Origin of the sequence: Halopseudomonas sp. SMJS2 (assembly GCF_029866945.1) — a bacterium.
Lineage (GTDB): Bacteria > Pseudomonadota > Gammaproteobacteria > Pseudomonadales > Pseudomonadaceae > Halopseudomonas > Halopseudomonas bauzanensis.
Genome location: NZ_CP123445.1, coordinates 2,893,394 through 2,915,576 on the forward strand (window position 1 = coordinate 2,893,394; position 22,183 = coordinate 2,915,576).

17 protein-coding genes, 1 tRNA gene and 1 pseudogene are annotated in these 22,183 nt (G+C 60.8%); 8 read left to right on the top strand and 11 right to left on the bottom strand.

Annotated features, from left to right (window positions below; genetic code table 11):
• Positions 1 to 4 precede the first annotated feature (4 nt).
• The 4 genes from secD to queA are packed head-to-tail and all read right to left on the bottom strand — an operon-like array spanning position 5 to position 4,512.
• Positions 5 to 1,885: a protein translocase subunit SecD gene (gene secD, locus QAO71_RS13620; RefSeq protein ID WP_280164693.1), complete on the bottom strand. Its 1,881-nt coding sequence runs from the start codon at positions 1,883 to 1,885 to the stop codon at positions 5 to 7.
• A gap of 58 nt (positions 1,886 to 1,943) precedes the next feature.
• Entirely contained in the window at positions 1,944 to 2,279 is a 336-nt protein-coding gene (yajC, locus tag QAO71_RS13625) for a preprotein translocase subunit YajC (RefSeq protein ID WP_280164694.1), read from the bottom strand.
• A gap of 59 nt (positions 2,280 to 2,338) precedes the next feature.
• Positions 2,339 to 3,457, bottom strand: a complete 1,119-nt coding sequence (gene tgt, locus QAO71_RS13630; protein ID WP_280164695.1) for a tRNA guanosine(34) transglycosylase Tgt — start codon at positions 3,455 to 3,457, stop codon at positions 2,339 to 2,341.
• 5 nt (positions 3,458 to 3,462) lie between these two features.
• A complete protein-coding gene (gene queA / locus QAO71_RS13635) occupies positions 3,463 to 4,512 on the bottom strand; it encodes a tRNA preQ1(34) S-adenosylmethionine ribosyltransferase-isomerase QueA (RefSeq protein WP_136868859.1) in 1,050 nt (349 codons plus the stop codon).
• Between the two features lie 121 nt (positions 4,513 to 4,633).
• On the opposite strand from queA, the gene QAO71_RS13640 reads away from it, so the two are divergent.
• A tRNA-Leu gene (locus tag QAO71_RS13640) sits at positions 4,634 to 4,720 on the top strand.
• A 130-nt stretch (positions 4,721 to 4,850) separates the two neighbouring features.
• On the opposite strand, the gene trxB is transcribed toward QAO71_RS13640, so the two are convergent.
• On the bottom strand, positions 4,851 to 5,798 hold the full coding sequence (gene trxB, locus QAO71_RS13645) for a thioredoxin-disulfide reductase (protein ID WP_036989355.1): 948 nt from the start codon (positions 5,796 to 5,798) through the stop codon (positions 4,851 to 4,853).
• Positions 5,799 to 6,149: 351 nt separating this feature from the next.
• Between trxB and cysZ the strand changes: the two genes are divergently transcribed.
• Together cysZ and QAO71_RS13655 are read left to right on the top strand one after the other, a co-directional pair.
• Complete coding sequence (gene cysZ, locus QAO71_RS13650; RefSeq protein WP_280164696.1) at positions 6,150 to 6,896, top strand: sulfate transporter CysZ; 747 nt, start codon at positions 6,150 to 6,152, stop codon at positions 6,894 to 6,896.
• Between the two features lie 59 nt (positions 6,897 to 6,955).
• Complete coding sequence (locus QAO71_RS13655; RefSeq protein WP_280164697.1) at positions 6,956 to 8,161, top strand: glycosyltransferase family 1 protein; 1,206 nt, start codon at positions 6,956 to 6,958, stop codon at positions 8,159 to 8,161.
• Between the two features lie 12 nt (positions 8,162 to 8,173).
• Here QAO71_RS13655 and QAO71_RS13660 read toward each other — a convergent pair whose 3' ends face one another.
• Both QAO71_RS13660 and QAO71_RS13665 read right to left on the bottom strand, forming a co-directional pair.
• On the bottom strand, positions 8,174 to 9,283 hold the full coding sequence (locus tag QAO71_RS13660) for an NADH:flavin oxidoreductase (protein WP_036990214.1): 1,110 nt from the start codon (positions 9,281 to 9,283) through the stop codon (positions 8,174 to 8,176).
• 201 nt (positions 9,284 to 9,484) lie between these two features.
• Positions 9,485 to 9,970 carry a peptidylprolyl isomerase gene (locus QAO71_RS13665; RefSeq protein WP_036989351.1) on the bottom strand — a complete coding sequence of 162 codons (486 nt, stop codon included), beginning with the start codon at positions 9,968 to 9,970 and terminating at the stop codon, positions 9,485 to 9,487.
• Positions 9,971 to 10,117: 147 nt separating this feature from the next.
• Between QAO71_RS13665 and QAO71_RS13670 the strand changes: the two genes are divergently transcribed.
• From QAO71_RS13670 to QAO71_RS13680, 3 genes are all read left to right on the top strand, one after another.
• Positions 10,118 to 11,338, top strand: coding sequence for an acetate kinase (locus QAO71_RS13670; protein WP_280164698.1), 1,221 nt, complete (start codon positions 10,118 to 10,120; stop codon positions 11,336 to 11,338).
• Positions 11,339 to 11,341: 3 nt separating this feature from the next.
• Complete coding sequence (gene pta / locus QAO71_RS13675; RefSeq protein WP_136868854.1) at positions 11,342 to 13,477, top strand: phosphate acetyltransferase; 2,136 nt, start codon at positions 11,342 to 11,344, stop codon at positions 13,475 to 13,477.
• Positions 13,478 to 13,553: 76 nt separating this feature from the next.
• Positions 13,554 to 14,459 carry an acyltransferase gene (locus QAO71_RS13680; protein ID WP_280164699.1) on the top strand — a complete coding sequence of 302 codons (906 nt, stop codon included), beginning with the start codon at positions 13,554 to 13,556 and terminating at the stop codon, positions 14,457 to 14,459.
• 206 nt (positions 14,460 to 14,665) lie between these two features.
• Here the strand turns inward: QAO71_RS13680 and QAO71_RS13685 are convergent, their stop codons facing one another.
• Both QAO71_RS13685 and QAO71_RS13690 read right to left on the bottom strand, forming a co-directional pair.
• The gene (locus QAO71_RS13685) at positions 14,666 to 15,319 is read right to left on the bottom strand and encodes an OmpA family protein (RefSeq protein ID WP_036989343.1); all 654 of its coding nucleotides are present in this window, start codon (positions 15,317 to 15,319) and stop codon (positions 14,666 to 14,668) included.
• 118 nt (positions 15,320 to 15,437) lie between these two features.
• The gene (locus QAO71_RS13690) at positions 15,438 to 16,082 is read right to left on the bottom strand and encodes an MBL fold metallo-hydrolase (protein ID WP_280164700.1); all 645 of its coding nucleotides are present in this window, start codon (positions 16,080 to 16,082) and stop codon (positions 15,438 to 15,440) included.
• A 177-nt stretch (positions 16,083 to 16,259) separates the two neighbouring features.
• Between QAO71_RS13690 and QAO71_RS13695 the strand changes: the two genes are divergently transcribed.
• Positions 16,260 to 17,642, top strand: a complete 1,383-nt coding sequence (locus tag QAO71_RS13695) for an amino acid permease (protein WP_280164701.1) — start codon at positions 16,260 to 16,262, stop codon at positions 17,640 to 17,642.
• 61 nt (positions 17,643 to 17,703) lie between these two features.
• Here QAO71_RS13695 and QAO71_RS13700 read toward each other — a convergent pair.
• Both QAO71_RS13700 and QAO71_RS13705 read right to left on the bottom strand, forming a co-directional pair.
• Positions 17,704 to 18,946, bottom strand: a pseudogene (locus tag QAO71_RS13700) (dicarboxylate/amino acid:cation symporter).
• A 171-nt stretch (positions 18,947 to 19,117) separates the two neighbouring features.
• Positions 19,118 to 20,800, bottom strand: a complete 1,683-nt coding sequence (locus QAO71_RS13705; protein ID WP_280164702.1) for a fatty acid--CoA ligase — start codon at positions 20,798 to 20,800, stop codon at positions 19,118 to 19,120.
• Positions 20,801 to 21,001: 201 nt separating this feature from the next.
• Here QAO71_RS13705 and QAO71_RS13710 point away from each other — a divergent pair, with 201 nt between their 5' ends.
• Positions 21,002 to 22,180 (top strand): acetyl-CoA C-acyltransferase, encoded by a 1,179-nt coding sequence (locus tag QAO71_RS13710; RefSeq protein WP_036989332.1) that lies wholly within the window; start codon positions 21,002 to 21,004, stop codon positions 22,178 to 22,180.
• Positions 22,181 to 22,183: the final 3 nt, after the last annotated feature.

Consider the following 22,183-nt stretch of genomic DNA (forward strand, 5'->3'; position numbering starts at 1 on the left):
CTCCTCACAGCCATAGCTTCCAGGACTTCTTGAGGTCGCGCCCGCCGACAGACAGGTTGACCAGTGCGCGAGTGACCATGATGGCGCTGAACATGGAGGTGACGATACCCAGCGACAGGGTCACCGCGAAGCCCTTGATCGGCCCGGTGCCCATGGCAAACAGGATCACGCCCACCAGCAAGGTGGTCAGGTTACCGTCGAGAATGGCCGAGAAGGCCTTGTCGAAACCTTCATGCACTGCTCGCTGAATGGAGGCGCCATTGGCGACTTCCTCGCGAATCCGCGAGAAGATCAGCACGTTGGCATCCACCGCCATCCCCAGGGTCAACACGATACCGGCGATACCTGGCAATGTCAGCGTGGCTCCCAGCAGCGACATCAAGGCCAGCAACAACACCAGGTTGAAGCTCAGCGCGATACTCGCCAGCACACCAAAACCGCGATACACCACCACCATGAACAGCACGACCAGCAGGAAGCCGATCTGGGTAGCGGTGATACCACTGGAGATATTCTCCGCACCCAGGCTCGGGCCAATGGTGCGCTCTTCGGCGAAATACATGGGCGCAGCCAGACCGCCAGCACGCAGCAGCAGGGCCAGCTCGGACGCTTCGGCGGGGGAACCCAGGCCAGTGATGCGGAACTGGTTGCCCAGGGTGCTCTGGATAGTCGCCAGACTGATGATGGACTTGTCTTCAACGAAGGTCGGCACCGACACTTCCTGCATCACGCCATCCACTTCCTGGCGCACCGTGCGGGGCACTTCGCGCTGCTCGATGAACAGTACCGCCATGCCGCGGCCGACGTTATTGCGGGTCGCCCGGGTCATCAGCTCGCCGCCATGGCCATCCAGACGAATATTGACCTGGGGCTGGCCGTTTTCGTCGAAGTTGGACTGGGCATCGGTGACCTGATCGCCGGTGAGGATGATGCTACGCTCGATATCCGCCGCCGGACGGCCCATGCCGTCACGGAACTCGAAGGTTTCTACCGTCGCCCGCGGCGCATTTGGTTCGGCCGCCAGACGGAATTCCAGGTTGGCGGTCTTGCCCAGGATTCGCTTGGCTTCAGCGGTGTCCTGGACTCCCGGCAACTCGACCACGATGCGATTGGCACCCTGGCGCTGTACCAGCGGCTCCGCCACACCCAGCTCATTGACCCGGTTGCGCACTGTGGTCAGGTTCTGACTTACCGCATAGTTACGAATTTCACTCTGCTTGGCATCGGTCAGTGCCAGACGCAGCACCTCCATATTGTCACGACTGGTCGTGGTGACCTGGAACTCGTTGTACTTGCCGGCAATGGCGCGTTGTGCGGCACTCAGCTCTGCTGGATCGGTGAAGCCAAACTGCAGCGCAGTGCCCTGCACGGGCAAGCTGCGATAGCGGATGCGCTCGCCGCGAAACAGCGTACGCAACTCGCTGTCATAAACGTTCATACGGGCTTCGATGGCCTTGTCCATGTCCACTTCCAACAGGAAGTGCACACCACCAGCCAAGTCCAGGCCGAGCTTCATGGGGCCGGCGCCGATATTCAGCAGCCATTCCGGAGTAGTGGCCGCCAGATTCTGGGCGACGACGAAGTCATGCCCCAGGGTACGGCGTACAATGTCTTGAGCCGGCAGTTGGTCTGCCATTCGGACCAGTCGCACCAGGCCGGAGCTGGCATTGGAGCTCAACTCCGCGCCTTTGGTCTCGATCCCGGCCTCGTTCAGGGCTTGCTCCATGCGCTGCAGGTCAGCCTGCTGGATGGTTTGGGTGGAGCTGGCACCAGAGATCTGGATGGCCGGATCGTCGGGGTACAGATTAGGTGTGGCATAGATCAGGCCGAGCGCGAGCACGGCCACGATAAGCAGATATTTCCACAGGGGATAACGGTTGAGCATGTAAGAGCCCGATAACGATCCGGGCGCAGAAAGCGCCCGGATGCAATGTCTGAAAAGGTTAGATGGCTTTCAATGTGCCTTTGGGCAGCGCCGCGACGACAGCTCCCTTCTGGAACTTGAGTTCCTGACCTTCGCTCACTTCCAGCACGATGAACTCATCAGTGACCTTCTTGACCTTGCCCAGGATTCCACCACCGGTTACCACTTCATCACCCACGCTCAGCCCACCGATCAGGTTCTTGTGTTCCTTGGCACGCTTGGACTGGGGGCGCCAGATCATCAGGTAGAAGATGACCACGAAACCGACCAGAAAGATCATGCTCATCGGATCAAAGCCTGCCGGAGCAGCGCTGGGTGCAGTTTGAGCCATGGCCTCGGAGATGAAAAAACTCATGTAGAACTCCTGTTTTATATAGTCGCAAGAAAAGAATAATGGGGCTTCCTGACCGCTATTCAAGCCTCCAGAGGAGGTACCGGTTGGCCGAGGCGTGCATAGAAGTTATCCACAAAGGCGGTCAATGTACCCTGTTGAATCGCACCGCGCAAACCATGCATTACCCGCTGATAATGCCGCAGGTTATGGATGGTATTGAGCATGCTGCCGAGCATCTCGCCGCACTTGTCCAGATGGTGCAGATAGGCGCGGGTGAAGTGGCGGCAGGTATAGCAATCACAACCTGGGTCCAGCGGCGAATCATCATGGCGATGGACCGCGTTGCGGATCTTCACCACCCCGGTGTCGGTGAACAGATGACCATTGCGCGCGTTGCGCGTGGGCATCACACAGTCGAACATGTCCACCCCGCGGCGCACGCCCTCGACCAGATCCTCCGGCTTGCCCACGCCCATCAGGTAACGGGGCTTTTCCGGCGGCATCAACGGCGGCAGGTAATCAAGGATGCGGATCATGTCTTCCTTGGGCTCGCCGACCGACAGTCCGCCGATGGCAAGCCCATCGAAGCCGATTTCACACAGACCATCCAGCGAACGGGCACGCAGCTCTTCGTGCATACCGCCCTGAACAATACCGAATAGCGCCGACGGATTGCCCTCATGGGCGTTTTTCGAGCGCTGGGCCCAGCGCAGCGACAGTTCCATGGAGCGGCGGGCAGTATCCAGATCCGCCGGGTACGGAGTGCATTCATCGAAGATCATGACGATGTCCGAGCCCAGATCACGCTGCACCTGCATCGATTCCTCCGGCCCCATGAACACCTTGGCACCATCGACCGGTGAAGAGAAGTACACGCCCTCCTCCTTGATCTTGCGCATGGCGCCCAGGCTGAACACCTGGAAACCGCCGGAGTCGGTCAGAATCGGCCCCTGCCACTGCATGAAATCATGCAGGTCGCCATGCTTGCGGATCACCTCGGTACCGGGCCGCAGCCACAGGTGGAAGGTATTGCCCAGAATGATCTGTGCGCCGATGTCCTCGACATCGCGCGGCAGCATGCCTTTGACCGTACCGTAGGTACCTACCGGCATGAAGGCCGGGGTTTCCACCACACCACGGGGAAAGGTCAGCCGGCCACGACGGGCCTTGCCGTCCGTAGCCAATAATTCAAACTGCATATGACTCATTGCATGTCCTCGGGCCCGCAGGCAGCCGGATTGCGGGTGATGAACATGGCATCACCGTAACTGAAGAATCGATAGTCGTTATCCACTGCCGCCCGGTAGGCCGCCATGGTCTGACGGTACCCGGCAAAGGCCGACACCAGCATCAGCAAGGTCGACTCGGGCAGATGGAAATTGGTCACCAGCGCGTCCACCACATGGAATGGCCGCCCCGGATAGATAAAGATGTCGGTATCGCCGCTGAATGCCTTGAGCTGGCCGTCCCGTGCGGCGCTTTCCAGTGAGCGCACACTGGTGGTGCCAACAGCGATCACCCGGCCGCCACGCGCCTTGCAGGCGTTGACCGCATCGACCACCTGCTGGCTGACTTCCAGCCACTCGCTGTGCATGTGGTGATCTTCGATTCGCTCGACCCGCACCGGCTGGAACGTACCCGCCCCTACATGCAGGGTTACCTGGGCAGTAGCGACGCCCCTGGCTTCAATAGCCTGCAGCAGTTCATTGTCGAAGTGAAGACCTGCCGTCGGCGCCGCGACCGCGCCCGCTTTCTGCGCGTATACCGTCTGGTAGCGCTCCCGATCAGCCGTTTCGTCAGGGCGATCAATATAGGGCGGCAACGGCATATGGCCGACCCGGTCCAGCAGCGGTAGCACCGGCTCATCGAACTCCAGCTCGAACAACGCATCATGCCGTGCCAGCATGGTCGCTGCGCTATCGCCTTCCAGCAGAATGCGACTGCCGGGCTTCGGTGATTTGCTCGAGCGGACATGGGCCAGCACCCGCCGGTTGTCCAGCACCCGCTCCACCAGAATCTCCAGCTGCCCGCCGGTTTCCTTGCGCCCGAACAATCGCGCAGGAATGACCCGAGTGTTATTGAACACCATCAGGTCGCCGGGCCGCAGATACTCCAGCAGGTCGGCGAATTGCCGGTGCGCCAGCTCGCCACTCGGCCCATCCAGGCATAACAGCCGGCTGGCACGGCGCTCGGCCAGCGGATGCCGGGCAATCAGCCGGTCAGGCAGGTCGAATTGAAAATCGCTGACGCGCATACAAAGGAAATCCGGAGATGATCAAAAGGGCGCATATGGTAGCGGAAATCTGCATTTTCGACCACGCAAAGCATTGACCTGGACGCTCAACGGTTCGTATACTCCGCGCGGCTTGCAGAAAGCCTCGGTGGCGGAATTGGTAGACGCGGCGGATTCAAAATCCGCTTCTGGTGACAGAGTGGGAGTTCGATTCTCCCCCGAGGCACCATTCGACGATACGAATGGTGCGATACAACGGCAGCAAGCATGACAAGAACCGGCCCTGAGCCGGTTTTTTTGTGCGTGTGATTTGCAAGAGGCTCCCCGGCCTTCGCCGAGGGAGCTCCGTTTATTCCGCCTTACTGCTGATCCAGAAACCGCTCCGCATCCAGCGCCGCCATACACCCGGCACCTGCCGAAGTGATTGCCTGACGGTAGACGTGGTCAGCCACATCACCCGCGGCGAACACACCCGGGATGTTGGTGGCAGTGGCGTTGCCTTCGGTGCCACTGTTGATCTTCAGGTAGCCGTCTTTCATCGTCAGCTGACCTTCGAACAGGCCGGTGTTCGGCGTGTGGCCGATGGCGATGAAGACGCCCGCCAGAGCCACTTCTTCCGTACCGCCGCTGTTAAGCGCCAGACGCATGCCGGTCACGCCGCTGTCATCACCCAGCACTTCATCCAGGGTGGCGTTGAGTTTCAGCTCGATCTTGCCTTCGGCCACCTTGGCCATCAGCTTGTCGACCAGGATCTTCTCGGCGCGGAAGGTATCGCGGCGGTGTACCAAGGTGACTTTCTTGGCGATATTGGCAAGGTACAGCGCCTCTTCCACGGCGGTGTTACCACCGCCGACCACAGCCACGTCCTGGTTGCGGTAGAAGAAACCGTCACAGGTGGCGCAGGCGGAAACACCCTTGCCCATGAAGGCTTCTTCGGATGGCAGACCGAGATAACGGGCCGATGCGCCAGTGGCAATGATCAGCGCGTCACAGGTGTATTCGCCCTGGTCGCCGGTCAGGACGAAGGGACGCTGGTTCAGTTCGACCTTGTTGATGTGATCGAAGACGATCTCGGTCTCGAAGCGCTCGGCATGTTTGCGCATGCGCTCCATCAGGTCCGGTCCCTGCAGCCCTTCCACGTCACCGGGCCAGTTATCCACTTCGGTGGTGGTGGTGAGCTGACCGCCCATCTGCATGCCGGTGATCAGCACCGGCTTGAGGTTGGCCCGAGCAGCGTAGACAGCGGCGCTGTAGCCAGCCGGGCCGGAGCCCAGGATGATCAGACGGGAGTGACGTGCTTCAGACATTGATTCCTCCAGATCGCTGCCGGAGCAGCGTTATAGTCAAAAAACGAAAATCTTCGAACCAGCGCTGCGCAACGCTGACCCACAACCCTGGCGGCCGGCGGGTCGGCACTGTGCCCTGCAACCGTGGCGGTAGATAATCCAGTGCAGCGATTTGCTGTTCAAACCCCTACGATAGCGCCCTTCAGGACCGGACAATGGATCGGCTGACGTTACCGGCGCGTAAACATCGGTCACAGCGGCAGGCGGCGTATGGTTGAGCACCCTACCCGATGATCGAAACTGCTGTCACTATATCAGCCGGATAGTCTATCTCTATAGTCTCCAAGCATCATTCCCATGAAGGAAACCGCAATGGCAAACGCCCTGGCCCCGTTACGGGGTACCGAGTATCTGAGAGAGGGCTGGCAACGCATTCGCCAGCCAGGATTGCGGCGCTTTCTGATCATCCCGCTGATATTGAATCTGACACTGTTCATGGCGCTGATTGGCTGGGGCGTTCGGCAATTCAACTACTGGATGGATCGGCTGATGCCGCATCTGCCAGAGTGGGCTGCCTTCGTCGAATGGTTGCTGTGGCCGCTGTTCGCGCTGGTGGTGTTGCTGGTGCTGTTCTTCGGTTTCAGTATCCTCGCCAACCTGATCGCCTCGCCGTTTTACGGCTTTCTGGCCGAGAAGGTGGCTGAACAGGAACGTGGACTGGTCAGCCCGCCGACCAGCTGGAAAGAGATTCTCATGGTGGTGCCGCGCAGCCTGGGACGGGAATTCCGCAAGATTGCCTATTATCTGCCGCGCCTGATCGGCCTGTTGCTGCTGACGCTGATTCCGGTGGTGAACCTGGCCGCCTCGCCCCTGCTGCTGGCATTTGGCGTGTGGATGATGGCAGTACAGTATATTGACTATCAGGCTGACAACGACCAGGTGGATTTCCGCGATATGCTGCGCTGGATGCGCGGTCGTCGGGCGCTGTCGCTCGGTTTCGGGCTGCCTGTGTATGTGGGCATGCTGATTCCATTGATCAATCTGCTGGTCATGCCCTCGGCGGTGGCCGGCTCGACGCTGCTATGGGTACGGGAAGGACCGAAGGACAGCTTGCGCTGACATGAATTAGTCATACATTCGTCACATGCCGATCACCGACAGGCACCATACTGGTGCCCATGACCACTATTCCTTCACAGCATCAGCACTACGCCCTGGTTACCGAAACCTGGAGACCACAGATCAACGGCGTGGCCAATACCCTTGGCCGCCTGTTCGACGGGTTGCTGCAGAACAATAACCGGATCCAGCTGGTGCGTCCCGCCCAGTCCGGGGAAGCGACCGGGCTGATCGACCATGGCCTGGCCCAGGAAGTCCTGGTGCGCGGCATGCCAATCCCCGGCTACCCGCAGCTGCAGTTCGGCCTGCCAGCAACGCGCCGGCTGAAGGCGCACTGGCAAAGCAATCGGCCCGATGCCATTTATCTGGCTACGGAAGGACCGCTAGGCTGGTCGGCGCTACGGGCCGCCCGGCAGTTGGGCATTCCCATCGTGAGCGGCTTTCACACCAATTTCCAGCAGTACAGCGAATGCTACGGGCTCGGGCTGTTCTACCGTCCGGCGGTGGCCTGGTTGCGCTGGTTTCACAACCAGTCGGTGCTGACCCTGGCCGCAAGCAGCAGCCAGCAACGCGAGCTGTCGCGTATGGGCATCACCAATCTGATGCTGCTCGGCCGTGGGGTGGACTGCGAGCTGTTCCATCCCGCGCGCCGTGATCAGATCTTGCGCGCCAGTTGGGGCGTGGGTGAGCAGGACCTGGTGTTATTGCACGTCGGTCGCCTGGCCGCAGAGAAGAACCTGCAACTGCTCAAACGCAGCTGGACAGCGTTGCGCGATATGCCAGGTTATGAGGGGCGCCTGCGGATGGTGGTGGTTGGCGACGGCCCGTTGCGCGAGAATCTGGAGCGGGATATGCCCGATGCCATATTCACCGGCGCGCTGGCCGGAGCGGAGCTGGCGCGAGCCTATGCCAGTGCGGACATTTTCGTTTTCCCCAGCCTTACCGAAACCTTCGGCAATGTGGTGACCGAAGCCATGGCCTCCGGCCTGGCGGTCAACGCCTTCGATCTGGCTGCGGCGCATCAGCACCTTCGCGACCGCTACAGCGGCGGCTTGGCACCGGCGGCCAATGAGGAGGTGTTTCTGAGCAATCTGCGCTGGCTGATAAGCGACAGCGAAGGTCGACGCAGTGTCCGGTTGCATGCCCGGCATCGCGCCTGCCAGATCGGTTGGCCTTTGATACTGCAACGCTTCGAGGATTACCTGCGGCGGGCCAGTCTGTCGTCCCGACGGGTAATGGGGGCTATCCCCAGCAAACAGGGATAGCCTCCGCCAGCTTTACACCAGCTGCTTCAGCGCTTCGCGGCTGTAGGGCAGCACTTCGTCGAAACGCCCTTCGCGCAGCTTCGCCGGCCAAGCCGGGTCGACGATCAACACCCGACCCAGCGCAACCAGGTCGAATTCGTTGTTGTCCAGCCGCTGCAGCAGATCATCGATATTGGCAGTCTCGGCCACTTTGTCGGTCTTGACCATGTATTCCAGGAACTCACTGTCCAGCCCGACGCTACCCACGGTAATGCAGGGTTTGCCGGTGATCTGACGGGTCCAGCCAGCCAGATTCAGCGGCGAGCCTTCGAATTCCGGCTCCCAGTAACGGCGCTGCGAGCAATGGAAGATATCCACACCAGCGTCGGCCAGCGGAGCGAGGAATTGCTCCAGCAGCTCCGGCGTGGGTGCCAGGCGGGCGCTGTAATCCTGCTGCTTCCATTGGGAGAAGCGGAAGATGATCGGAAAGTCTGGCCCCACTGCCTGACGTACCGCACGGATGATCTCGACTGCGAAGCGGCCGCGGTTGTCCATGTTGCCGCCGTACTCATCGTCGCGCTGGTTGCTGCCTTCCCAGAAGAACTGATCAATCAGGTAACCGTGGGCGCCATGCAGTTCCACCGCATCGCAGCCAATGGCCTTGGCGTCTTTCGCGGCCTGGGCAAAAGCATTGACCACATCCTGGATATCGTCACGGGTCATGCCGTGCACAATGACCTTGTCATCCTTGCGCTTTTCCATCGGGCCATAGCCCGGCACGTTGCCATCGGGTCCGGAACCCAGGCGGCGCACATTCCCAACGTGCCACAATTGCGGGGCGAATTTGCCGCCAGCCTCGTGCACGGCATCCACCACCTTGCGCCAGCCAGCCAAGGCATCTTCATCGTGAAAGCGCGGTACATCGGGATAGCCATTGGCGGCGCAATGGTTCACCGTGGTGCCTTCGCTGATGATCAGGCCCACGCCCTCTGCGGCGCGGCGACGGTAATACTCCACCACCTGCTCGGTCGGCACGCCACCGGGCGAGAAGTTGCGTGTCATGGGCGCCATGACCAGGCGACTGGGGAGATTCAGCGAACCCAGCACAACGGGCTGGAACAGGGAACCGGCATCGGTCGACATCATGCACTCCTGCGAAAATGTTTCGGGCCGCCACTATAAGTGCAGAATAGTCGTTCAGGAGTTCAATTGATGACATTGATGGCAGGATAGAAGCTGTTGCCATCAAAGCCCGATCACAATCGCTGCAGAGTTTGAATGGCAGGCATGAAAAAGCCGGCCACAAGGGCCGGCTTTCGGTGCTACTCAGTGAAGCCTCAGGCCTCAGTGGTGCACGCCGCCTTCGCCATGGATATGACCATGGGCCAGCTCGTCTTCGGTAGCATCGCGGATGTCGGCGACCTTGACTTCGAAAGTCAGGCGCTGACCGGCCAGCGGGTGGTTTCCATCGACGGTGACTTCATCGCCATCCAAAGCGGTGATGGTGACGATCTGCATGCCGCCATCCGGAGCGGAGGCATGAAACTGCATGCCCACTTCCAGCTCATCGACACCTTCAAACATGTTGCGACCCAGTACCGCCACCAGCTCAGCACTGAATTCGCCATAGGCATTTTCCGGATCGATAGTCACTTTCAGCTCGTCGCCGACCTGCTTGCCAGCCAACGCCTGTTCGAGACCCGGAATGATGTTACCCGCGCCGTGCAGATACACCAGCGGCTCGCCGCCAGCGGAGGTATCCAGCGTTTCGCCGGCATCGTTGGTCAGTGTATATTCAATCGATACGGCTTTGTTGGCAGCAATCTGCATAAAAAAATCCTGTGTTTTCGGGCTCTGAAGTGGTCAGTTTACGCATAAATGACCGGAAACGCACGGCCAGCTAAGGTATAAGTTGGGTTAATCGAAGAGGCGCACGCCGACACCCCGCGCCTTCCTGACTGATAAGAATGGAGCACCATGACTGATAGATTGGTACTTGTCATAAATTGTGGAAGTTCGTCCCTCAAGTTCGCGCTGCGCAGCGAATCCGAGCAGAAGCCGCTGCTCAGTGGCCTGGCTGAGCGCCTCGGCACCGCCGATGGTGTGATGAACTGGAAAGCCGGCGATATCCGCGAGCACGTCGCGATTACCGATGGCAAACACAGCACCGCCATGGCCAGTCTGCTGCCGCTGATCGAGCGCTTCGCTCATCGTCCGCTGACCGCCGTCGGTCACCGCGTAGTCCATGGCGGCGAACACTTCACCGGCGCCAGCCTCATTGACGACGAAGTGCTCGCTGCCATCGAGGACAGCGCGCCCCTGGCGCCGCTGCACAACCCAGCGCAGTTGACCGGCATCAGCGAGGCACGACAGGTATTCACCGACATCCCGCACATCGCCATCTTCGATACCGCCTTTCACCAGAGCATGCCACCCCACGCCTACCGTTACGCTTTGCCCGAGGCGCTGTACAGCCAGCATGGCGTGCGCCGGTATGGTTTCCATGGCACCAGTCACCGCTTCGTATCGACCCAGGCCAGCCTGCTGATGGGCCTGGAGCCGGGCCACGGCGCCTGGCTCACTGCACACCTGGGCAATGGCTGCTCGACCTGCGCCGTGCTCGACGGCAAGAGCCTCGATACCAGCATGGGCATGACACCACTGGAAGGCCTGGTCATGGGCACCCGCAGCGGGGACGTGGACCCCAACCTGCATTCGCACCTGGCCCGCACCCTGGGCTGGGGCCTGGAGCGCATCGACAACATGCTCAACCGCGAAAGCGGCCTGCTGGGCCTTTCCGAGGGGCTGTCCAACGACATGCGCACGTTGGTCGCCGCCCGCGCCGAGGGCCATGCCGGCGCCAGCCTGGCGGTGGAGGTGTTTTGCTACCGTCTGGCCCGCTCGCTGGCTGGCCTGGCCGTGGCGCTGCCGCGGATCGACGGCGTGATCTTCACCGGCGGCATCGGTGAAAACTCACCGCTGGTGCGCGAGCTGACGGTACGTCATCTGGCGCTGTTCGGCCTGGCCATCGATCCGGCGGCCAATGCTACCCCACCGGGCAATCCGGCCCGGCAGATTCAGGCGGGCAACTCCCCCGCCATTCTGGTGATACCGACAGACGAGGAGCGGCAGATCACCGAAGAGTGTCTGGCATTGCTCGACCTCGCCGCCACCCAGCCCGTGGAACAGGAAGCCTGATCGATGCATACTTTTTTTCTTGCCCCATCCGGATTCGGCGTCGGTCTGACCTCGGTCAGCCTGGGTCTGATCCGCGCCCTGGAGCGCAATGGCCTGCGCGTCCACTTTCTCAAACCCATTGCCCAACCGCACCCCGGCGATGACGGCCCCGAGCGCTCCACTGCGCTGATCAGCGGCACCATGGGGCTGGCTCCGCCGACGCCGCTGGAACTGCCAGAAGTAGAGCGGCGGCTGGCCAATGGCGAACTGGACGAAGTACTGGAAGACATCGTCAGCCGCTACCGCGAAGCGGCCCGGGATGCCGATGTGGTAGTGGTTGAAGGCATGGTGCCGACACGCCAGGCCGCCTATGCCGCGCGCATCAACCAGCATCTGGCCAAGAGCCTGGATGCCGATGTGATCCTGGTATCCGCGCCGGACGACAACGATCTGGCCACCCTGGCCCACCGCATCGAAGTTCACGCCCACGGCTTCGGCGGCCCGCAGGACCCCAAGGTGCTGGGCGTCATCATCAACAAGGTCCAGGATCTGGACCTGGGCGGCGACGTACCCCATGACCGCGGCCAGCTCAAGCGCACCTTGAAGGAGTATGCCGCCGCGCTGAAACAGCATTCCCGGGTGCTGGATACCGAAGGCTTCCGATTGATCGGCTGCGTACCCTGGCAGAGCGAGCTGAGCGCGCCGCGCAGTGCCGACGTAGCGGCTATCCTGAACGCGAAGATTCTGCACCCCGGCGAGATGCAGCAACGCCGGGTGCTGGATATCGTGCTGTGCGCGCGTACCGTGCCCAATACGCTGCACCTGTTCCGCCCCGGCACGCTGCTGGTGGTGCCCGGTGACCGCGACGACATCATCATTTCCAGCAGCCTGGCTTCGTTATCCGGCACACCGTTGGCTGGCCTGCTGCTGACCGGCGACATCATGCCCGATGAACGCGTCATGCAGCTGTGTCAGCCGGCACTGGACAATGGCCTGCCGATCTTTCTGGTTGGCACCGGCAGCTTCAAGACCTCTTCGCTGCTGGACCGGATGAACCGGGAGATTCCGATCGACGACCACGAACGGGCCATGCTGGTGACCGACTTCGTCGCCTCGCATATCGACCACAGCTGGCTGCAGCACCGCTGCGGCATGCCCCGCGAGCTACGCATGTCACCGCCCGCGTTCCGCTACGACCTGGTCAACCGGGCGCAGCAGGCGGGCAAACGCATCGTATTGCCCGAAGGCGACGAGCCACGCACCGTACAGGCAGCGGCTATCTGTCAGCGCCGCGGCATTGCTCAATGTGTGTTGCTGGCCAAGCCGGAAGCGGTCGAAGCGGTGGCCCGCGCGCATCACATCACCCTGCCGGACGGGCTGCAGATAATCGATCCGGATGAGGTGCGCGAGGACTATGTCGCACCGATGGTCGAGCTGCGCAAGGATCGTGGCATGACTGCGCCGGTCGCGCTGCAGCAGTTGGAAGACAATGTGGTGCTCGGCACCATGATGCTGGCTCTAGACGAAGTCGACGGCCTGGTATCCGGTGCGATTCACACCACCGCCAATACCATTCGCCCGGCGTTCCAGCTGATCAAGACCGCGCCGGAATACAGCCTGGTCTCCTCGATCTTTTTCATGCTGCTGCCCGACCAGGTGCTGGTCTATGGCGACTGCGCAGTGAATCCGGACCCCAACGCGTCCGACCTGGCCGAAATTGCCATTCAAAGTGCCCGCTCGGCGGAAGCCTTCGGCATCCCGCCGCGGGTGGCCATGATCAGCTATTCCACCGGCAGCTCCGGTACGGGTGAGGATGTGGAAAAGGTCCGCGAAGCGACCCGCCTGGCCCGCGAGCGTCAGCCGGGGCTGTTGATCGATGGCCCGCTCCAGTATGATGCCGCCGCGATAGCCAGCGTCGGTCGGCAAAAAGCACCGGACAGCCCGGTTGCCGGCAAGGCGACGGTCTTCATCTTCCCGGACCTGAACACCGGTAATACCACCTACAAGGCCGTACAGCGTAGTGCCAACGTGATCAGCGTCGGTCCCATGTTGCAAGGCCTGCGCAAACCGGTGAATGACCTGTCCCGGGGTGCGCTGGTGGACGATATCGTGTTTACTATCGCACTGACCGCCATACAGGCCGATGCGGACGATAGCTGATTGACGTGCGCTGGCAGCCTGTGTGGTCAGCGAAACCCCACAGGCTGCCAAGCCCCATGGACGAGTTCATCAGATAATGCTGTATTTCTTGCCTGCCTTCCTGCGCGGGAGCCTCTCGCTCCTGTTGCTGATCCTCAACACGCTGTTCTGGTTCAGCCTGCTGTTTCCCTGCGCCTTGATCAAGCTGCTGCCCATCCCTGCGTTACAAGCCTTTCTCACGCGGGTCATGATCCGTATCGCCGAAAGCTGGATACGCTGCAATAGTGGCTGGATGCAGCTGGCAGGGCGTACCCAATGGGATGTTCAGGGTCATGAGCAACTGGACCATGACGGCTGGTACCTGGTGACCAGTAATCACCAGAGCTGGGTCGACATTCTGGTGCTGCAGCACAACCTCAACCGTCGCATGCCCATGCTGAAATTCTTCCTCAAGCAGGAGCTGATCTGGGTACCGGTCATCGGCATCTGCTGGTGGGCATTGGATTTTCCTTTCATGAAGCGCTACAGCAAGGCCTATCTGGCCAAACATCCGGAAAAGGCCGGCCAGGATCTCCTGGCCACTCAACACGCCTGCGAGAAGTTCAAGACCACCCCGGTGGCGGTGTTCAACTTCCTGGAAGGCACCCGGCTGACACCGGAAAAGCATGCCGAACAGAACTCACCCTACCGCCACCTGCTCAAGCCAAAGTCCGGTGGTATCGCCTTCGTGCTGGATGCCATGGGTGAGCAACTACGCTCGCTGGTGGATATCACCATCCATTATCCCGACGGCAGCCCGACCTTCTGGGATCTGCTCAGCGGGCGCATTCGCAAGGTTGTGATGCGCTGTGAGACCCGGCCGATTCCCGCCGAGTTCCTCGGCAAGGATTATCAGAACGATGCGGCCTTCCGGGCAGAATTCCAGGCCTGGGTGAATACTCTGTGGGAAGAGAAGGACGCCCTGCTCGCGCAACTGCATCGGGATTATCCACCGCAGACGTAAGCTCTCCTCGGGTTGGCGCGCCGATACCAGGGGCGCCACACCTGGAAGCGTCGAGCACCAGCTCGATGAGCGCGCTCAGCCGGGAACATCGGGCCTGTCCAGCCGACTCGCAGGTACGAGCTGGTGCCCGAACCTCCCAGATAACCGACTTTCCAACAGAAACGGGACGCCAAGGCGTCCCGTTTTTACATCAACCCAAGCTCCAATTACAGCGGACGCAGGTTGATCTCCACGCGACGGTTCTGCGCCTTGCCGGCGGAGGTGTCGTTGCTGGCGATCGGCTGGCTCGGGCCGACCCCACGGCTGCTGATGCGCGCGCCGGATACGCCTTGGCCGGTCAGGTAGGACGCCACGCTGGTGGCGCGTTCCTGGGACAGGCGCATGTTCAGCTCCAGCGAACCAGTGCTGTCGGTATGGCCAACGATGTCGATACCGTTCTTGTCGAACTCCTTGAAGACCTTGACCAGCGAATTCAGGGTCGGGTAGAAGCTGCTGGAGATGTCCGAAGAGCTGCTGGCGAAGGTGATATTGCCCGGCATGATCAACTGCAGGTTGTCACCATTGCGAACGACCTGCACACCCGTACCGGTCAGCTCCTGGCGCAGACGTTGCTCCTGGCGGTCGGCATAGTAGCCGTAACCCGCACCCGCAGCGCCACCAACGACCGCACCGATCAAGGCGCCCTTGCCACGGTCCTTCTTGCTTGAGGTAGCGGCGCCAATCAACGCACCGGCCGCAGCGCCACCGCCGCCATAGACACCGGCCTTGCCAGCCTCCCGCTCACCGGTATAGGGATTGTTGGTACAACCTGCCAGCAGTGCCGCACAGGCAGAGGCGGCAATAAGTGCTTTGATTTTCATGCTTTTTTCCTTAATTGGCTTCTTCATCATCGCAGCGCGGCACCCCAGCCGGGATGCGTCCGGAACATAGACCGTTACGCTTGGCCTTTTATCCCGCAGTAGTGCAATTATGGTCACTTTATCCGCGAATGAAAGGATTCTCGCGGATCTCCTCGCCGATCCGGGTATCCGGGCCGTGCCCCGTCACCACCACCGCGTCTTCATCCAGAGTGTACAGACGGGTCCGAATCGAGGTTTCGATCTTGGCATGATCACCACCCCACAGGTCGGTACGGCCGATCCCCCGGCGGAACAGGGTATCTCCGGCAATCAACAGCTTGGCCTGGGGAAACCAGAAGCTCATCGAGCCCGGCGTGTGTCCCGGCGTATGCAAGGTCACCCCACAACCGCAGGCCAATTCCTCATCGTCCTGCAGCCACTGATCCGGCGCTGGCACCGGTGTGTAAGGCACGCCGAACATCTTGCACTGCATTTCCAGGTTGTTCCATAGGAATTGGTCTTCCTTGTGCAGATGCAAGGTCGCCCCGGTGGCCTTCTTCATTTCTCCCGAAGCGAGGAAGTGGTCCAGGTGCGCATGGGTATGGATGATACTCACCACCTTCAGGCCGAGCTGATCGAGGCGGTCCAATATCAACTGATGATTGCCGCCAGGATCCACTACGACGGCCTTCTTGGTGACAGGGTCGCCGATGATGGTGCAATTGCACTGCAACGGACCAACGGGAAAGGTTTCGCGGATCAGGGCGGGTTGGGTGGCTTCCATGGGAGTCCTTGTAGCTGTTTGCATGGCCGAAGTATGACAAATCGAGACGAAGAAAGCCTCCACCCTGGCCGCAGCAGAGCCTGCCTGCGTCAAATAGACCGATAGCCTGCGAACAGGCGCCAATCTGTGTACAATTTGCCACTTTTTTACAGCCAGCTCCCCCGCCACGGATTCTCCATGACCGAACCAGCACCCCAAGGCCAGCTCAAGCGCGGCCTGACCAATCGCCATATTCAGCTGATCGCCCTGGGTGGTGCCATTGGTACCGGTCTGTTTCTCGGCTCCGCCGGGGTGATGAAAAGCGCTGGTCCCTCGATGCTGCTGGGGTATGCGATTGGCGGCTTCGTTGCCTTTCTGATCATGCGCCAGTTGGGTGAGATGATTGTCGAGGAACCAGTGGCGGGGTCCTTCAGTCATTTCGCCCACAAGTACTGGGGGCCCTTTGCCGGCTTCCTGTCGGGCTGGAACTACTGGGTGCTCTACGTGCTGGTGGGCATGGCCGAGCTGACGGCGGTGGGCAAGTACGTGCAGTACTGGTATCCGGACATTCCCACCTGGGCTACTGCACTGGCGTTCTTTGCGCTGATCAACCTGATCAACCTGTCCAATGTGAAGGCCTTCGGTGAGGCGGAGTTCTGGTTCGCGATCATCAAGGTGGGGGCCATTCTCGGCATGATCGCGCTGGGCCTGTATCTGCTGGTGTCCGGGGCCGGCGGCGGGCAGGCCAGTGTCAGCAATCTGTGGACCCATGGTGGATTCTTCCCCAATGGCATCGGCGGCCTGGTGGTGGTGATGGCGGTGATCATGTTTTCCTTTGGCGGCCTGGAGCTGGTGGGCATTACCGCCGCCGAAGCGGAGAATCCAAGCAAGGTGATCCCGAAAGCGATCAATCAGGTGGTCTACCGGATTCTGCTGTTCTATATCTTCGCCCTGGGCATCCTGCTGTCGCTGTACCCCTGGGACAGTCTGGTGGAGACGCTCACCAGCGGCACTGATCCCTACGCCCGCAGCCCCTTCGTGCAGATCTTTTCGCTGATCGGCAGCGACACGGCGGCCCATGTGCTGAACTTCGTGGTGCTGACCGCGGCGCTGTCGGTCTATAACAGCGGCGTCTACTGCAACAGCCGGATGTTGTATGGCCTGGCCGAACAGGGCAACGCACCGCGGGCGTTCCTCAAATTGAGCCGCAACGGGGTGCCGGTGCGGGGGATTGTGGTTTCCGGCGCCATTACCCTGCTGTGTGTGGCCTTGAACTATGTGCTGCCGGAGGGTGCGCTGATCATCCTGATGTCGCTGGTGGTCGCCGCGCTGGTGCTGAACTGGGCAATGATCAGCCTGTCCCACCTGAAGTTCCGCCGCGCCTTGCATGAGCGAGGGGTGGAGCCGGGTTTCAAGGCGCTGTGGTCGCCCTTCGGCAATTACCTCTGCCTGGCCTTTGTCGGTTTTATTCTGCTGGTGTTGCTGCTGGACGCCGGCACCCGCATGTCGGTCTTTGCGCTGCCGGCATGGGTTGCAGTGATCGGTCTGTGCTATCTGCTCAAGAACCGCAAGACCGGCTGACCTTGCGCAGAAAACGGGGCCGAGCAGGCCGCTCCCGCATAAGCGACTGGGGGAGCGGGCGCTACGCCCCCTGCTCCACCTCATCCTCGGCGAGCTTCTGAACCACCAGACTGCCGATGATATCCCCTTCCACGTTGACCGCCGTACGCACGGTATCGAGCAGGCGATCGATGGGTAGCAGGATGGCAATCGCCTCCGCCGGCAGCCCCACCGCCTGCAGCACCATGACCATGGTTACCATGCCCGCGCTGGGAATGCCTGGCGCACCCGACGAGGCGATCATCGCTGTGAGAAACACCACCAACTGCTGGGCGAGTGACAGTTCGACGCCAATCAGGTTGGCGACGAACAGGGCCGCGGCCGCCTCGTAGAGCGCGGTGCCGTCCATGTTCATGGTTGCCCTAGGGCAGAACGAAGCCGGCGATCGGCCGCTTCACGCCGAGATTATCCTGGGCGCAGCGCAGGGAGATCGGTAATGCCGCCGAGCTGGAACTGGTAGCGAAGGCCGTGATGATGGCCTCGCGCGCACCGCGCCAGAACCACAGCGGTGACTTGCGTGTCACGGCGTAGAGGATGCTGGGCAGCGTGACCATGCCATGAAACAGCGTCGTGCCGAAAACCAGCACAATAAAACCGAGCATGGTGACCAACAGCGCGACATCCTGCTCGGCGACCAACCGGATCAGCAGCGCAAGAATACCCAGCGGTGCCAACCACATGATCCAGCCGATGATGCGCAGCAGCAGATCGAGAAACTCCTGCATCACTTGCAGCACCGAGCGATAACGCTCGCCGCCCGCGACCAGGGCGACACCGACGAAGATGGCAAACATCAGCACCGAGAGAATGTCGCCGTTGGCGAAGGCTTCGAAGGGGTTCTTGAACAACCCGCTGAAGAAATACTGGAAGAACTCGGGCATGGTCATCTGCCGCGCTTCGAATGATTCCATCGCATCGGCGAACATATCCAGCGACAGCCCGGCGCCCGGCTTGAACACATTGGCCACTACCAATGCCAATAGCATCGCCAGGGCAGTAGTCAGCATGAAATACAGCACGGTGCTGATCCACACCCGGTGCACCTGATGATGCGCCTGCAGGCTCGCCACCCCTACAACAATGGAGGTGAAAACCAGCGGAATCAGCACCATCTTCAGCAGACCGATGAACACGCCGCCCACCAGCATACTGCCATAAAGCACGCCTGTACGCAGGGCGGTCTCTTCCGGCATGCCACCGAGCAGCCAGCCGATAAGCACACCAAGGCCGGCGGCAATGAAGATCAGGCGATTCAGGCTGGGCACGGGCATTCTCCTTGTTTATTTATGCAGAAGAATACCTTTCAAACAGCAGACCCGCACCCGCAAACATGCCGAAGGCGGTTTCCCTGGGAACGTCGAGCACCAGCTCGATGAAAGGAACTGCGCCACGGCACCTTGGACGAGCAGGTGCTCGTCCCTCCCAGGACTCCGGTGTCAGAGCGAGGAAATGCAGGGTGCCTGCTGCTCCAGCCAGTCGGCAATTTCCACGCGAATACGCTTCTTGTCCAGCTTGCCGACACTCGTTTTGGGAATCTCGTCGATAACGGCAATTTGCGTGGGCACCGCCCACTTGTTGATGCGGCCATCATCCACGAAGGGCTGCAGATGTTCAGCGAGGCGCCTGGCGTCCATCTCCTGCCCCGCGGCAACCACCACCAGGGCGAAGGGCCGCTCGTCCCAGCGCGGGTCCGGAACACCGACCACCGCCACATCCCGGATCGCCGGATGCAAGCTGATCAGGCTTTCCAGCTCCAGGGACGACAACCATTCGCCGCCAGTCTTGATCACGTCCTTGATCCGGTCGCGAATGTCGATGCTGCCGGTAGGGTCGATGGTCGCCACGTCGCCGGTATGCATCCAGCCATGTTCCCATAGCTCGCGGCTCTTTTCCGGCTCCTTGAAGTAGCCCTGGGTAAGCCAGGGCGCGCGTAATACCAGCTCGCCTTGAGTGTGTCCGTCATGGGGCAGGAAATGACCTTCGGTATCCATGATCCGTGCTTCAACCAGAGGCACCGGCACGCCGGCCTTGATCTTGTAGGTGATCTGCTCCTCTTCGCTGCCGGCCTCAATCTGCAGGTTATTGTAGCCAGCGGAAATCAGCGGGCAGGTTTCCGACATGCCGTAGGCCCCGGACAGGCGAATGCCCCGGGCGCCAGCCGTCTTGTACAAGCCGCGGGTCAGGGCGCTGCCGCCGATGATGATTTTCATCCCACCGAAGTCGTGTCCCTCGGCTGCCTTGGCATTGAGCAGCATCTGCAGAATGGTCGGTACGCAATGCGAGTAAGTCACCTGCTCCTGCTGGATCAGCTTGACCAGCAGCTCCGGCTCGTAACGGCCGGGATAGACCTGTTTTACACCGAGCATGGTCGCGGTGTAGGGCATGCCCCAGGCATGCACATGGAACATCGGCGTGATCGGCATGTAGACGTCGCGGTTACTGAGCAGTTGCTCATGCCCAAGGCCATTGAGCATGCCGGCCTGGGTCAGGGTGTGAAGTACCAATTGCCGGTGGGTGAAATACACACCCTTGGGGTTGCCGGTGGTGCCGGTGGTGTAAAAGGTGGTGGCGACCGAATTCTCGTCGAAATCGGCGAACTCGTAAGTGCTGTCCGCCGCAGCCAGCAACTGTTCATACTCACCGGCGAACCCGCGCAGTTCGGCAACCTTGTCCTCACCGTCGGTGAGCAAAATGGTCGACGTCACTGTGGTCAGTTGCGGCTCAATGGCCTGGTACAACGGCAGGAATTCGCTGTTGACCAACACCATGATGTCGTCAGCGTGATTCATGGTGTACACGATCTGCTCCGGCGACAGCCGTACATTCACGGTGTGCAGCACCGCGCCAATCATCGGAATGGCAAACATGCATTCCAGATAACGGTGGCTGTCCCAATCCAGTACCGCCACGGTATCCCCGGCCTTGACCCCCGCCTGGGTCAGCGCATTGGCCAGCCGGCAGATACGCTGGTTGAAGGTGGCATAGTCGTAACGGCTGATGTCCCGATAGACAATTTCCTGCGAGGCTTCATAACGCACCCCCGACAGCAACAGGTTCTTGATCAGCAACGGCGTGGAGTGAGCCTGCTCGGTGGGCGGTAAAATCCGTGTATTCAACATGATGCGACCTTTCTTGTTGTTGGCTTGCCGGGGCCTGCCCCGCGGTTCTGCATTTAATATAGCGACAGCGGAGCAGGACAACCATGGCTCTTGTGTATCCCGATCATACAAAGGTTTGCAGTCGACAATAAGGGTTTAAAGCGCGTATAAAGTCGCTTGATGACCATAAATAAACAATCAGTCATATTTTCAGGAGTCACCATGTCCGAAAGCATTGTCATTGTCAGCGGCGTCCGTACGCCCATGGGTGGTTTTCAGGGAAGCCTGTCGAGCGTATCGGCGGTAGATCTTGGCGCTCTGGTCATCCGCGAGGCGGTGGCACGGGCCGGCATCGCCCCGGCGGATGTCGAAGAGGTGATCATGGGTTGCGTATTGCCAGCCGGCCTCAAGCAGGGTCCCGCCCGCCAGGCCAGTCTCAAGGCCGGGCTACCCAGCGCCACCGGCTGCACCACCATCAACAAGCTCTGCGGTTCAGGCATGAAGGCAGTGATGATGGCGACTGACATGCTCAAGGCTGGCTCCAATCAGATCATGCTCGCCGGCGGTATGGAAAGCATGTCCAATGCCCCCTACGTGATCGAGAAAGCGCGCGGCGGGCTGCGCATGGGCCATGGCGAAATCAAGGACCACATGTTCCTCGACGGCCTGGAAGATGCGCAGACCGGTCGGCTGATGGGCTCCTTCGCCCAGGAAACCGCGACCAAGTACGGTCTGACCCGCGAAGATATGGATGCCTACGCCATCGAGTCCCTGACCCGGGCCAAGAAGGCCATTGACAGTGGCGCCCTGAACAGCGAAATCATTCCGGTGACCGTGGCCTCGCGCAAGGGCGACGTGGTAGTCAAGGATGATGAACAGCCGCACAACGCCAATATCGAGAAGATTCCCGGCCTGCGTCCGGCCTTCGCCAAGGACGGCACCATCACCGCTGCCAACGCCAGCTCGATCTCCGATGGTGCCAGTGCCCTGCTGCTGATGACCGAGTCCGAAGCCAAGCGTCGCGGCCTCCAGCCGCTGGCCCGGATCGTCGGCCACGCCACCCAGAGCCAGGACCCGAGCGAGTTCACCCTCGCCCCGGTCGGTGCCATGACCAACCTGTTCAACAAGATCGGCTGGAGCAAGGATGATGTCGATCTGTTCGAGATCAACGAAGCCTTCGCCATGGTCACCATGCTGGCCATGCGCGAACACGGGCTGGATCACAGCAAGGTCAACATCTTTGGCGGCGCCTGCGCCCAGGGTCACCCGGTGGGCTCCACCGGCTCGCGGCTGATCGTGACGCTGATCAACGCCCTGCAACAGACCGGCGGCCAGCGTGGCGTGGCCTCGTTGTGCATCGGTGGCGGTGAAGCGACTGCGGTAGCCATCGAACTGGTGTGACCA